Here is a 13,459-nt window from a genome sequence, read left to right on the forward strand (position 1 = left end):
ATACCACGGACTACAAAGACCTATTCTACTTCCTCTTTCTTATCCTTATCTTCCTCCTGTTCTATCAGCTTCTTTACTATTGCCTTGTTCGTGCTTATCTCATAGGACTTGAACTTTTGATTTATATAGAGTGTACACCCAAATATAGCACCCCCAAACGTAAGAGCCATAGAAAAATAAGCTAAGACACTATTCTCTACATATTTAAGCATGAAAAAACTAATATAACATAGTACAGCACCACTGATTATCATTAGTACAGCGGTCGTATAGCTGATTAGGTCTTTATGTTCCTTTGTCATTCTTATCATCATTGTATTATATTAGTATGTAGGAGTGATTTTATACAAGTTCCAGTATTTCCCATCAAACAGGACTTTTACCACACCTGTCCAGTCTCCAGATATTACAGTAGATTTCTCTAGTACAACCCCACTATTACCGTATCTGATTATAGTATGTTGTTTGTGAGTATCTCCGTCTACCATTACTGTTAGTCTACCCTGACCTCGTTTGTATATAGTATATTCCTGTCCAGTCTGTAGGGTCTGGGGCAGTTCACCATGTTTCTTTAGGTAGCTTATCTTTTCCTCGGTCGTCGGTTTTATACTAAGTTCCTTGTGAGTTAGGGTGTCGGTATCTGGAAGTTGTAGGGTAGTGTCTAGGTTTCCTGCCAACTCTTCCTCAACCTCTGCACTGTTTACTATGATATTCTTACAATATGTGTCAAGTCTATGTGAACCTGCCCCTATAATTCTGGTATATTCCCTCAGACCATACACATTGCCGTCTAGTATTGTAATTGCAGAATCCAGACTGTTACTCACACTGCTTATCTTTATGGCATCTTGACTGTTACTTACTATGTCTAGATTTACGTCTCTACTATAGGGACTGATTGCTACCTTACTATAGACACCTTTTTTCTTAATAGTCTCATCAACCCTAGAACTAAGACCGTGACTGTGTATATTAGTCTCTACCGTCTCATTGTCAACTCCCTTAACAGTACCACGATAATAAAAACCATCTTCCCCTACCTTATAAATACCTGTGGGACTTTCAATATAGCGAGTCTTAATTTTACCGTTCTCAAACAGTGCCGTTTCTGTATTGCCGTTCTTAATCTTTACCTTCCCTGCATCTAGTACAATATCACCATTCCGTACCTTAGCCTCTATCTTATCTGCACTCTGTTTAAGGTAAGATTCAGTGCCATTTATTCTCACTACACTCAAGCCCTGTATGTCTATCCACCAGCTCCTATTAGTATCTTGTCCTGTTTGGTATGCACTTTCAAAATAAATAGAAAGCGTGTTATCTACTACTTCTACTATCTTACTAACTGGCTGACCACTCACTATATTTGCAGGCTGTGAATAATCTAAGACTGAATCCTTACCAATTACTACCTTAAGTCTAACATCTGCTGCACTGAGGTAGGGTGTGAATCTAACCAAGTACTGACCGTTTGGAATTGCGCTACTATTACTATCAAACAAGACGGTATAGTCAATATCCTGTAACTGTCCCCCTGCCTTGTCAATATCAAATAACATCCTAACCGTGTCCGTGCTGTGATTGTAGGATATACTTTGTGCCGGGTGGTGGTCGTTGGGAAAGTTCTGTACAAAATCAAATCCTACCCTGTTCCTGCTGTAGTAATTATATATATCACTACTACTAGGACTCCAACCTGTCACTGTATTTCCTTCTTCTAGCTTTAAATCCCAGAACTTAATACTAACATACTTCAGCCCATCACTATAGGAATTTAGCCTTAGTTGGTAATGGTCAGTGGTTGGGCAGGTAAAAGTCCAAACCCCTTCACTCTCTGCATTTTCGCTTGTGAATAGTAGGTTATCAGATTTACCACATAACCACACTGTATAAGATTTCTCCGTTTCTCCACTATGACCGCTACTAAGGTGACCATCTGATTTTAGCTGTAGTGTATATTTCTTACCTGCTTCTAATAGTTCAGTTTCTACACCTCTATAGTACATATAACCGTCCTTTTCTTTGCTAGTATGTAATAGTGGGGTAGGCTGTCTAAAATCAATAACACCATTTAATAAGTTCTGACCTCCAACACTGAAATCTCTAACAGTCTCTTCAACCCTGCTAACCTTACTTTCAGTTTCGCTAGCTGTCTGTCTGAGTGTGTTAATGTCTCGTGTTGTGGTCTTCTTAAGGTTATCTAGTTCTGTCCTTGTCCCTGCTACTGTCTGCTCTATACTACCTGCTTTCTGTGTGAGGCTACTGATATTACTTTCAGCCCTTCCTAGCTTTCCTGTTACGGTGTCTAGGTTGGTCTTATTATTCTGTACCTGTGTCTTAATAGTGTCTGCCGTCTGAGTTAGCTGTGTTACCTTATTCTCAACTGTTCCTATCCTACCTGTTACATTATTAATACTCTGCTTTGTGTCTTGTACTTGTGCCTTGATTTGGTCTGTAACTGAAAAAACGGTACTTGGTAGGACGGAGACAGGGATAGTGAATGAGTCTACCAGCTTATCACCGCTTAGCAGGTTAAATGTAAAGGTAGTCTGTCCAGTATATGGTAGTGTCTGTGAGTGCTTAAACTTACCTTCCCTGTTAATTCCAATAAGTCCACCGCTATACTGTATCTTATTGGCTGGTGTATTATCAGAACTTACACTACTTGCACTCTGACCTACTACCTCTATCAGCCCTAAGTCAATGTTTAGGGATAGTCTATTTGTAGTATCTACCACTGCTACACTACCGCCCCTGTCATAGAGTTTATAGTATGGTGTTGGGTCTAAGTCTCTACCGTCTCTACCACGTTCACCCTGTGCAGATATACCTAGGTTCTGATTTCCAACCCACCATACACCGTTTACAATTCTAGGGCTAAGTCCATCACTACCACGCTCTCCCTTTTCGCCTCGGTCTCCTTTATCTCCTTTCTGACCTACTGCTGATATACCTGTGTTTGTATTACCTATCCACCACACCCCATTTTTAATAATAGGTGTACTTCCATCTTGTCCGTTCCTACCTGCTGCACTAATACCACTATCCTTATACTTGCTTTGGTCTTTATCCCAAATCATCCAATTACCAGTACTTCCAATATAAGGTGTACCACTAGCGGTTAGTTTAATTCTCTCAGCTATGTATTGTTCAAGTGTCTTTCCTGTCTCAACCTTAAACTCACCTTGAAACTTATTACCACTCTTACTTAGTACGTTCTGCCTGTATGGTTCAAGTTGGTAGCTAGATATTCCACTATACTGTACAATACTAGGGGCTTTAATAGTAGGGTCTAAGTAGGTTGAGTTATAAGCACTGATAATTATAGCTGAACTTCTTGTAGTATCTGTTAGGTTTCCAAGTTGTACAATCTCATCACCTACAGAAGGGTTACTATTACTCTTACTGTCCTTATCGGTATTGCTTAGGATTATGTAGTTATAGTCCCCATCCGTACCTGCCTCTATACATTTCCTCCAATAATACGTACTGCCTGTATTTAAGTTAAAAGTCTGACATACTACTAAGTCATTGGCTAGGAACTGATTTACAACTTTCTTATTATCATCGCTATTTTTCCAGCTACACTTAAAATTACCATTACCCTGTACCTCTACCTTATCAAGTTTAGCACTAGCAGGGGTTAATATTAATTGCCCACCTACAGCCCTAACTTCATCTATACTAAGACTAAAGAAATGTGCTGCTTTGTTGACTGTCAGATTATCTACTACTATATCCTTACCTGTTAACCTCTCTGTATCTACTCCCTTAGCTGTCAACTGTTGAGTATTGTGTGTTTGGGTTGTTAGGTCGGTTATAGTTCCTGTATCACTGTTTAGGTTTGTGGTGGTTAGTGATTGGCTAGTATGTGATTGAGTAGTTAGGTTTGTAATGGTAGAATCTGTTGCACTTACACTTCCTCCTATGATAGTGGTATATCTTAGTTCCTGTCCTGTCACGCTATCTATCTTACCTGCTTGCGTATTGATAGCCTTTGCACTAATACTACCGTCACTTTCGATATTACCAACTTCCTTTAGGTCTCCGCTTATGTCATGTCTACCATCATATACCTGTCCCCAAAGTAAGTGAGGCTCTAAGGTACTATTCTGACTGCCACCTATACCACCACTTCCACCACTGCCTACACTTTCCTTTTTCTTTGCATAACTTACTACTTCTATCATATCTCAATAAGTGTTATCCTCGCTGTTTTATTTCTTATGTCCCTACTAACTGACTGTACTAGGAACTTCTTACCTAGGGTCTTAGATTGATAGGTACTTGTAAAATCTATCCTAGTGTCATTCAATGTTACCTCTACCTTAAGTCTAGGTCTTGACATGAGACTATAATACTGTCTAATATAGTGTTCTTCTGCCTTACCTGTCTCATCAAGCACCTTATTATATATACTTCTCACAGGTAGACTTGTTGAGGTACTAAAGACACTGTTTAGGTACACCTCATTTTTAATACCTTTTTCCACTGCCTCACTACTGCTAAGCTGGGTGATAAACTTAAACTCTGTCCCATCATGCTTGTTTATATACTTAGTCTGTGCTGCACTTGAGTAGATTAGGTCATTATCGCTAGTACTTTCCAGCTTACCACTATCACTTACTAAGTTACAAGCAAAGTTTTTAATAATGATATTCTCTGTGTGTGCTAAGATATACCTACTACTACTTGTCCACTTAGTAGACCTAAACCATGTTCGATGTCTTCTTACTATCTTATCCCAAACTAACTGAATAGGTGCAAGTATCTTAAAACTCACTTTACCGCTAAGCCTGTCACTCTGTTTAATTGGTATTGCTGTTCCTTCCTTGCCGTCTAAGTTCATGGTATAGTCGATAGTATTCTGTAGGTTGTGTTCCTGTCCTATTATGTAATCACCAATTTTAGGATTAATACCGAGTGACATAGTGGTCTTATATTTAGTAGTGCCGTCAACGTCCTTATAGGTTAGGTCTGGTCTAGCTTTAATCTCTTCCATTGTGAGCCATTCAAACCTACTAGCACCGTACACATCCAAGACCGTTTCAACACAATACTTAGACCCTATCTTAAGTTCACATTCTAGGATAGGTAGCTTGTGGAATTTATCTGTACTATCACCAACACTACTATACTCAAACTTTAATCCCTGTGCTGCCTTATCCTTAGTCCATGGTTGAAAATAACTACCTGCACTATTATATAATGGTTTGTCGGTATTATAAGTTGCGCTATAATGTTTCCTAGTATAGTACCTTCCTTCACCGTTATACTCAGACTTTACTAAGTTACTGCCGTAGATAATACTTGGCAGGTCATAAAATGGTACTTCTGCCTTAGTCCCTTGTGTCTTAGCTGCCCCATGTTTTAGGATTTGGTCATAACTAGACAACCTACTAGCCCTACCTGTACTACTTTCATATAAGATAGGCTGCATCAACAAGCTACCACTAAATACTAGGTAATTGGTCGTTTCACTGTCTGGGGGACTAAATACACCACCGCTCTTATTACCTACATATTCAATCAGTGGGGAACAATTCTTAAGGTCTGTATCGCTTGGCTTATGTCCTTGCTCCGTATCAGTCTCATTACCGCCTACACTGATAACTAAGTAGTCGTCTGTGTCTATCTTACTAGTTGGGCTGTTATCTGTTGCCTTAGCTTTTCTCTCTACAGTACCAAGTCTTAGCAAGGCAGGGGTTAGTGGGTGTTCTCTGAGGTACTGTGCCACTTTATGCTGATTGATACCTGTCCCGTTCCCGTCAACCTCTAACATATCCTCACTCTTACGTAACTTCCATGTCGGATTATACATAGACCTCATATACCAGTCCGTCTCTGTTAACGAATCGTATGTAGTTGGTTGTCCCTTTACTGCTGCATTAAAAGCCTCGTTCGCTCTCTTACCACTACCTAAGCTACTAATCTCAGTGAGTATTAACTGCTGACCCCTGTAATGTGATTTTAGACTGTCTTCTGCTAAGGGTGATTCTATGATAGTGTCTTGTCCTTCTAAGCTACAGGATAATTGGAACTGATTAACTACTTCACTAGTACTAAGGCTTGTATCACTTCCTGCATAGTGTGAATGGTTAATACTGATAGACTGTGGCTGCTTACCTACTACCTCATCTGTCTGTATATCTAACCAGCTTATCGCCTTACCCTGTACCAGTGTGTCCCAATCATAGATATAAAAGTCTAATCCTTCCTGTCTGATATGAAGATTTAAGTATTGCATGACTTCTTTTAGTAGGTCTTCATTCGTCCAAGTGCTATCCTCATCTTTGCCAATTATGAATAACTCACTAATACCTAGCTCGTCAAATACTGTACCTTCCTTTCCCTTTGCCGTTCCCTTAGACTGGTCATATAATAATCTAGGCTTTTGGTTGTTGCTTAGGTTTAGTCCCCTTAGGTCAAACATTCCTTCTATGACCTGCTTAAAACTGGTACTTCCTGCCTCTTGTACTGCCTGTCTATAGTTTAAGGGTACTATATTCTTGTAACTAGTATATTGAAGGGTACTAAGAAAGTCTGTACAGTTAAGGGTAAATTCATCAATACTACTATTAAATGGTTGGCTGAAAGTGGCTGGCTCTACATATCCTGCAAAAACACACTCACTACCCTTCCAAATGTTAACTACTATATCTCTAGCAGCAGCAGTAAAAAGTAAGTCACCTAAGTAATCAGAGACAACTAAGTTAATAGTGGCTGATTTTCTTATGACGTGTTCTGTGAGGTCTTCTATACTCTCTTCTATCTGTACAGGGTCAGCAGCAAAGTATAAACCGTCCTTGCCTATCTCCTTAACAGTACCACTAGAACCACTCTTAATAATGACGGTTAGTAGTTCATCCGATAAGTCCCTAAACTCTCCTCTTAATATCATAGTAACCTCCTTCCTGTCTTACTCTGAACCTTGCTATAATTACTTAGGGCTAGGTATAAGTCGCTTCCTTTCACCCTTACACTGCTAACACCTACACCATTACCTCCTAGACCTGCTGTATTATTATCTAAGAGTCTGAATAGATTAGACTGTTGTGTATTGGTTAGTATCATCTCGCCTGCATTCACTCTAGCTAAGTTATGGTCACCAACGGTCTTACTACCTTGAAAAATACCGCCTTGGCTAAACTTCTTTAACTGTGATATTGTACTAATCATCACTGCTGTCCCTGCGGTGATTGCAGCTGCCCATCCCCAGAATCCTAATTTTGCCTCTTGTGCTGTTGCTTGTGCAAAACCTAAGATAGTCTGGCCTATCGCCTGTAAGACTAGGGCTGTTTTGGCAGCGTCTCCTTTCACACCTAATTCTTGCATAGTTTCTCCTAGGTATGATAGACTTGCACCTAACTTCTCTGCACTATTTGTCTGTTTATTAGTTAGTGCCTCCTTTAAGGCTTTTACATTATCTATCATCTTATTTATACCGCTACTCTCAAAACTACCTAAGCTATCCTTAACCTTCTGTAGTTCCTTAAAACTATCGACTGATTTCTGTAGCTCCTCAGTAAGTTTAGTAAGTGCTGAGTAATCAAGTCCCTTTAGTTCTAAACTTCTACCTAGTTCCTGTCCTAACTGTCTAGCCTTGTCTAATAGTGGTTGTAGTAGTTTATTGCCGGCTTCCTGTTCGTCCTTTGCCTGTTGGTCTAGGTTCTTGTTATAGATATTCAGATACTTCTCCTGTGCTACTTGGATTGCAGCCCGTCTTTCCTTCTCAATATCCTTAAGCAGTTCACTATTGCCGTGTGCCTTCTCTACCAGTGCTGCACTCTTCCTGTTTATCGCATCTATTTCGTCTTGTAGGTCGGCTTGTCTGAACTGTTCTAATTTGGTATAGTAGTCGTCAATTAGTTTAAGCTGATTATCAAGTGCCCCCTGTGATTTGATGGTATTGTTAACCTTGTCGGAATTATATGCACTGGTAATCTGTTCCTCACTGTTCTTCCTTGTGTTCTTCTCGTTGGTAATATGGTCGGTCTCAATAGTCTGCTTGACACTTGCTTGGTCTCCTGCTATCTTCTCGGCTGTCCTCTTTCTTTCCTGTTCTGCTTTCTTTGCTGCTGCCTCTGCCTCTGCGATAGCTTTCTCCCTAGCTTTCTTGATTTCATCTGCTTTTTTAAGTGCCTCCTTGGTATTCTGTTCCCTTAGCTGCCTTTCTGCTGTATAGCTTGCATTCAGTTCATTCTCATACTCGTCTGTACCCTTCGTTAGTAGTTTCAGTCTTTTATGATGGTATTCTACCTCAGATTTCAAGTTTTGACCGTGCTTGGCTACATATCGGGCGTGTTCCTTGTCGAGTGCCTCTAATTGTGACTTCCTAGACTTCTCCTGTGCTGCCTGCTGTTGGTTTAGTAGTTCTCTGTTTGCACCTACTTGGTAGTTCTTGGAAAAATTATAACCGTCCCTCAGTATCTTACCTGCATTTTCAACCAGACCCTCAAAGTTACCATGTAGGAGGTCATTAATTACGCTGGCTGCAGCTTTAAAGGGGGTTATGATGTACTGTAAGACTGAATTACCTACACCCATTATCACAACCTTTAGCTTATTGAAACTGCTACCTAGGTTATTAAGCTGTGGGAAAGTCTTTTTAAACCAACCTACGATGTCTTCCCAGTGTGATATAAGGCTGGAAACTGCTGTAATCAACAGACCTATACCAATACTAGACAGGGCGACTTTTAAACCCTTAGCTGCCACACTTCCAGCCCTCTGTGCTATTGTTAAACCTTCTGTTGCAGTTGTAGCCCCGACCGTTGCTGTAGAGTTTGCTGTTTGTGCTGCTGTCTGTTCATCTGTTACTGCTACCCCTGCTTGTCGTACTGTATTATTTGCTACCGCTGCCGTTGTATTAGCAGTTATTGCACTACTATTGGCTGTCTGTGATAGGGTATTAGCTGAGATTGCCGTCGTGTTGTTTGCCTGTTCTATTCCTACTAGCCTTAAGAGTGCATGATAAGCCCTGTATGTACCGCTAGCTTGATTCATAAAGGTATTCTGAAGCTGAGTTATACCGTTCAGAACACTCATAGCACCAGCAAGTTTAGTAAGGGTCTCTTTTGCATCCTCAGATTCTACTCCAAACAAAGCCAAACTACCAGCTACAGTCTGAAAAATACCTATACCTGTACCTGCAACATCTAGGGCAGCACTTAAACCTCTGGTATCATTTGCAAAGCCACTAATCACACCACGAGCATCTCCCATAGCGTCCATAATACTACCTGCACGGGCGGCAAGTTGTTGGAATTTCTCACTTGCAGGGTCTACACCATTTAGTAGCATCTGGCTCAGCTCACCCTGTATCGCTTTTAGTTCCTGCTTAATATTACCACTACTAGACTTAAATACAGTCTCAGTATTACCTACTTCACTTTTTACTTTATCTATAATGGACTTAAACTGTTTATCATCAAGTCTTATTTTGGTTACTAAATCTTGTGCCATATTCCTTCGCTTTCTGTTTAAGTCTTTCTATGTCCTCTTTGGTTGGTAGTGGGTCATTATCTCCTGCCTTGTCTACTAAGTCATCCCAACCTAGGGGCATGAATTTCCGTGGGTTATTTTCTTTTGTACCACCCCATACTTTGGCAGATGTAAAAATAGTCTGTCTTGCTATTTCCCAGTCATCCATCCTAGCACGATATAAGTTTTTAACTAAGATGTGTAGCTCTAACATACTCATCCTGTCTAGTACATACTCTGGGGATAGATTACCTTGATATACTAAGATACTAAATACATCTGCCATACTTAGTTTTTTCCCTTATCCTCCTCACCTTTCTTAGTGTCATCCTTACCCTTAAACTCTGCTTGTCTTGCTAATTCTGCTTTCATGAACTCTGTATAGACGGTAAAGATACTAGGGTCTTCATCTATGCTGTCTAAGAGTTTATCAAATGTAAGGTCAGTGTCTTTGTTACCAGCTAAGATACAACAATACAGGAATAGGTACTGGTCGCTAAGTGTATCTAGGCTAAATAACTTACTAGCTGCTGCCTCAAATAACATCATTGCACGTACTGAGTAGACTAGCTTATATTCCTTGTTGTTAATAGTTACTGTATTCATGATTGTATTAAAAAATTATTGGGCTACCTACTACACCCTTGTTAGTTTTGGATATAATAGGTATAGCCCTGTTTCATTATTATTTCTTTTATGCTGTTGCTACCTTCTTAAGTGCGCCTACACCTGTAAAAGTAGCAGAAAATGTAGCGTTATCCTCATTTGGTGCACTACACTCTAGGGATGTAATTAATACCTTGCCTGTATATGTGCCAGTAGTTGAAGGAACCCAACCGCCTTTAGTTACCTCATCTGCCTTAGTCTTATAGTTCTTCTCTAGGGCAAAGACTGCATCTATAGGGGTCTGTGCTGTCATTATATCAAAGAGTTGTTCAAAGCCTACACCTTCACCATCATTAGACATTAGGTTTTCAGTTGACATCTCCCAGCTGATTTTGCCTGCCTGTGCTGATACCCACTTACCGCCACTGTCCTTAGATGTAGTTTCTGTAGTATCTTGGCTAATTGAAAGACTGTGACTAGTTGCAAAAGCGATAGATTTACCATTAATAAAAAGCATTAGGTCACGTCCTTTTGTTACACTTGCCATATTATGTTATTTGTTTTTTATGTTTACTGTTATACTAAGTAGCTGTAGAAATGTGTCTTCCCTGTATTCCTCGCTAGTGTCTTGTAGTTCTAGGTCTGTTATTTCAAGTCCCCCTATAGTTCTACCTTGGCTTGCTAATAAGACATCTATTACCTTACTGCATATTCCTAGCCCCTGTCTATAATCACTGCTAGCTACTATAAAAGACATTCTAACCTGTGTATCATAAACCAGCTTATCTTTATTAGTGCTAGGTGTTAGTCCGTCCCTTCGATATACAATGAAAGGGAAACTAGTACCTTTATCAGCGACTAGTGGATATACCTTACTTCCTACTTGCCTACTTATATCCTCGTCTTGTAGTAGGATAGATTTAACTACCCTTCCTAATTCTAAACTCTCCATTACTTCTTATTCCATATCTTATCAATAGACTCAGAAAATAACCTACCCATAGAGTCCTCAACTTCTGACATCTTAGCCTGTACAGTGGGTTGGAAAAAACTATGTCGCTTATGAACACCCCTACTAGCACCTGCCTTTGTACGTCTCAGCTGTGTACCAAGTTCCCAAAATTTTAAGCGAAAATCAGCCATGATATGCACCTTAGCCGTCTCACTATCTTTACTTGGCTTACTGTACTTGATACCAGACTCTAGCGTTTTACCGTTCCACCAGTTAGGACGATTATAGCCCTTGGTTACTGTTCTGAGACTCTGTTTAGCTGCCTTAACTAGTATATCACTACCTTTTTTCAGTGCCATATTCTTAGCCTTAGTCTGTTCACGTCCTGTTAGTTCTGTGAATTTCTTAACCAGCTCTTCCGCCCCTGTTAGTTCTAAGTTGTCGTTATTCATTGATTAGCTCTGTTTCTATTACCTTCTTTTGTTGGGCTGGTACTGGAATGACACTTAAGACCCTGTACTTCTTATCCTTGTACATTATATAGTCTGTGTGTTCCTGTATTTTAACGTACTGCCAAACTTCAAAAGTAACTTGATAGGTATAGACTAGTTCATCACATACTACCTCTCTAGCCCCTGTCTTATAACCTACATTTGCTCTAGTAGTTGTTAATAGGCGGTGGTGATTAGTAGTACCTCCGAAATCGTCTTGTATTATTTCAGTCCGATAAATTGCTATGGTGTCTCTTAGTAGTCCTGTTCTCATTGCTGTACCTTTTCCTTTCCGCCTGTAAATTTCTTACTGTAATTCTTGTATAAGTCTAGTAAGTAGGTTAGACTATAGGGTAGCTCTGTGTGACTACTAAAAGCTATAGATTCACGGTTAGCGTATAAGTTTGCTGTTAGAATTAATATAGATTGAACTAGGGGAGGCGGTAATGTAGTCCTCCCACTAGCTATTAAGATATTTTCTAACTTATCGTCTATATGTCGTTCTACTGCTAATTCCGCTGCTTGTTCTAGGTCACATAAGTACTCATCGTCTTCATGAAAACTTGAATCTATGTTAAGATGTTTTTTTAGTTGCTGTAAGTTTACGTACATATAGAAACTTAGTTAACTAATTAGACTGCGAATGTACCAAACTGGAAAGCCTCCGGTCTGATAAGTGCTGCATCAAAGTAAGCATTAACTACTAAGCGAATCATACCATTAACCGCCTGAGTGTAGTTATCAACGACAATATCCAGACCGCCCCAACTTCCAATAGCTAGGTTACTGAAATCACCTACTACAAAAGTCTTAGCCTCTACGTTTGATGTTGAGAAAACAGGTGTACCGTCAAGCGTACCATCCATATAAGCAAGTTGTGCAGTACCCTTAGAACCCTTCATCATGTTACGGAAACTAGCACGTGCAGAAGGACTAGCAATATAAGAAATACCACCTAGTACATTAGCCTCTTCTACCTTTGCCTCAAGACCTACCAAGCCCTCAAAATCAGTAACCTTAGTAGGAGTCTTACCGTTGAAGATACCTGCTGGCTGATTTGCTGTTTTCCCAGCCTTACCTAAGATTGTAGACTCTAGCTTAGAATTAATTGCATTAATTAAGTCCTGCCTAATTGCATTCTCTACACCTACTGAATCCTGCGCAAGTAACATCTTAGAAATATCAACATAAGCCGTCAAACGCTTTGGAGTGAGAGTTACATTATTAAACAGTACATTGCCGTCTGTAGCTGCTGCTGTCTCACCTGCCCAGTTCACATTAGAGCCTGTCATTACTGGAATCTGTGCGCTATTAGTCAAGCCAGTATAGAACTTTGCACCTGCCTGTACTAGAACATTCTTTGCACGGAGAGGCTCGATAATATCGTATAAGTCTGTTGCTACTACATCTGCACCCTCTGAGGCAACTGTTACGGCTGCACGTGTTTCCATGGTTGGGATATAAATCTGACCTACAGTATTAAGACCTGCTGCCCTCATTTCCTTCATACCCTCATTACAAACTGCTGCCGTTACATTATCGAGCTGTCTGTTTTCTGCTACGTTACGGATTGCTCTAAGTAAACTAAATCTCTGTTCTTTCATCGTATTAATATTAATATGTTTGTGTGTTCGTGCTGAGCGTGTTTCTTCTTTATCTTCCTTATCTTCACCCTCAACATCGTTATCCTTGTCCTTATCCTCGTCTACTACTTCCTCATCAGACTTCTCTACAGTCTCTTCCTGTACTTCTTTATCTTCCTCGTCCTCTGTGTCAGTGTTTTTCTTTTCTACTTCTTCCTGTGTTGGTACTTCTTCCTGTACCTCCTCATCAGTCTTCTCTACAGTCTCTTCCTGTAATTCTTTCTTTTTTTCGTCCTGCATTTCTCTTAGTTGGTTAAGTTTATCTAGTGTCCTCTGACTAACTG

The 13,459-nt window shown here is 40.0% G+C and carries 10 protein-coding genes; all 10 read right to left on the reverse strand.

Annotation, left to right across the window (positions count from 1 at the left end; genetic code table 11):
• Positions 1–323: 323 nt before the first annotated feature.
• Complete coding sequence (locus ADJ77_RS01780) at positions 324–4,190, reverse strand: hypothetical protein (protein ID WP_050695966.1); 3,867 nt, start codon at positions 4,188–4,190, stop codon at positions 324–326.
• On the reverse strand, positions 4,187–6,901 hold the full coding sequence (locus tag ADJ77_RS01785; protein ID WP_025078369.1) for a hypothetical protein: 2,715 nt from the start codon (positions 6,899–6,901) through the stop codon (positions 4,187–4,189). The genes ADJ77_RS01780 and ADJ77_RS01785 overlap by 4 nt, the downstream gene beginning before the upstream one ends.
• Positions 6,898–9,465, reverse strand: a complete 2,568-nt coding sequence (locus ADJ77_RS01790; protein WP_050695967.1) for a hypothetical protein — start codon at positions 9,463–9,465, stop codon at positions 6,898–6,900. The genes ADJ77_RS01785 and ADJ77_RS01790 overlap by 4 nt, the downstream gene beginning before the upstream one ends.
• Entirely contained in the window at positions 9,431–9,769 is a 339-nt protein-coding gene (locus ADJ77_RS01795; RefSeq protein ID WP_025078365.1) for a hypothetical protein, read from the reverse strand. Before ADJ77_RS01795 ends, ADJ77_RS01790 begins: the two co-directional genes overlap by 35 nt.
• Positions 9,770–9,771: 2 nt before the next feature.
• Entirely contained in the window at positions 9,772–10,089 is a 318-nt protein-coding gene (locus ADJ77_RS01800; RefSeq protein ID WP_025078364.1) for a hypothetical protein, read from the reverse strand.
• 88 nt (positions 10,090–10,177) lie between these two features.
• Positions 10,178–10,636, reverse strand: coding sequence for a phage tail tube protein (locus ADJ77_RS01805; protein WP_025078363.1), 459 nt, complete (start codon positions 10,634–10,636; stop codon positions 10,178–10,180).
• A gap of 404 nt (positions 10,637–11,040) precedes the next feature.
• Positions 11,041–11,493: an HK97-gp10 family putative phage morphogenesis protein gene (locus tag ADJ77_RS01815; RefSeq protein WP_025078361.1), complete on the reverse strand. Its 453-nt coding sequence runs from the start codon at positions 11,491–11,493 to the stop codon at positions 11,041–11,043.
• Positions 11,486–11,806 carry a phage head completion protein gene (locus ADJ77_RS01820; RefSeq protein WP_025078360.1) on the reverse strand — a complete coding sequence of 107 codons (321 nt, stop codon included), beginning with the start codon at positions 11,804–11,806 and terminating at the stop codon, positions 11,486–11,488. The genes ADJ77_RS01815 and ADJ77_RS01820 overlap by 8 nt, the downstream gene beginning before the upstream one ends.
• On the reverse strand, positions 11,803–12,144 hold the full coding sequence (locus ADJ77_RS14470) for a head-tail connector protein (RefSeq protein WP_025078359.1): 342 nt from the start codon (positions 12,142–12,144) through the stop codon (positions 11,803–11,805). Before ADJ77_RS14470 ends, ADJ77_RS01820 begins: the two co-directional genes overlap by 4 nt.
• A gap of 20 nt (positions 12,145–12,164) precedes the next feature.
• Complete coding sequence (locus ADJ77_RS01830; RefSeq protein ID WP_025078358.1) at positions 12,165–13,415, reverse strand: phage major capsid protein; 1,251 nt, start codon at positions 13,413–13,415, stop codon at positions 12,165–12,167.
• Positions 13,416–13,459: the final 44 nt, after the last annotated feature.

It is taken from the genome of Prevotella fusca JCM 17724 (genome assembly GCF_001262015.1).
GTDB classification, from domain to species: Bacteria; Bacteroidota; Bacteroidia; order Bacteroidales; family Bacteroidaceae; genus Prevotella; species Prevotella fusca.

What these genes read in the sequence shown, in the direction of transcription:
- ADJ77_RS01820 (WP_025078360.1), bottom strand. Translation starts at nt 11,806, where the DNA reads ATGAGAACAGGACTACTAAGAGACACCATAGCAATTTATCGGACTGAA.
- ADJ77_RS01815 (WP_025078361.1), bottom strand. Translation starts at nt 11,493, where the DNA reads ATGAATAACGACAACTTAGAACTAACAGGGGCGGAAGAGCTGGTTAAG.
- ADJ77_RS01785 (WP_025078369.1), bottom strand. Translation starts at nt 6,901, where the DNA reads ATGATATTAAGAGGAGAGTTTAGGGACTTATCGGATGAACTACTAACC.
- ADJ77_RS14470 (WP_025078359.1), bottom strand. Translation starts at nt 12,144, where the DNA reads ATGTACGTAAACTTACAGCAACTAAAAAAACATCTTAACATAGATTCA.
- ADJ77_RS01790 (WP_050695967.1), bottom strand. Translation starts at nt 9,465, where the DNA reads ATGGCACAAGATTTAGTAACCAAAATAAGACTTGATGATAAACAGTTT.
- ADJ77_RS01780 (WP_050695966.1), bottom strand. Translation starts at nt 4,190, where the DNA reads ATGATAGAAGTAGTAAGTTATGCAAAGAAAAAGGAAAGTGTAGGCAGT.
- ADJ77_RS01830 (WP_025078358.1), bottom strand. Translation starts at nt 13,415, where the DNA reads ATGCAGGACGAAAAAAAGAAAGAATTACAGGAAGAGACTGTAGAGAAG.
- ADJ77_RS01800 (WP_025078364.1), bottom strand. Translation starts at nt 10,089, where the DNA reads ATGAATACAGTAACTATTAACAACAAGGAATATAAGCTAGTCTACTCA.
- ADJ77_RS01805 (WP_025078363.1), bottom strand. Translation starts at nt 10,636, where the DNA reads ATGGCAAGTGTAACAAAAGGACGTGACCTAATGCTTTTTATTAATGGT.
- ADJ77_RS01795 (WP_025078365.1), bottom strand. Translation starts at nt 9,769, where the DNA reads ATGGCAGATGTATTTAGTATCTTAGTATATCAAGGTAATCTATCCCCA.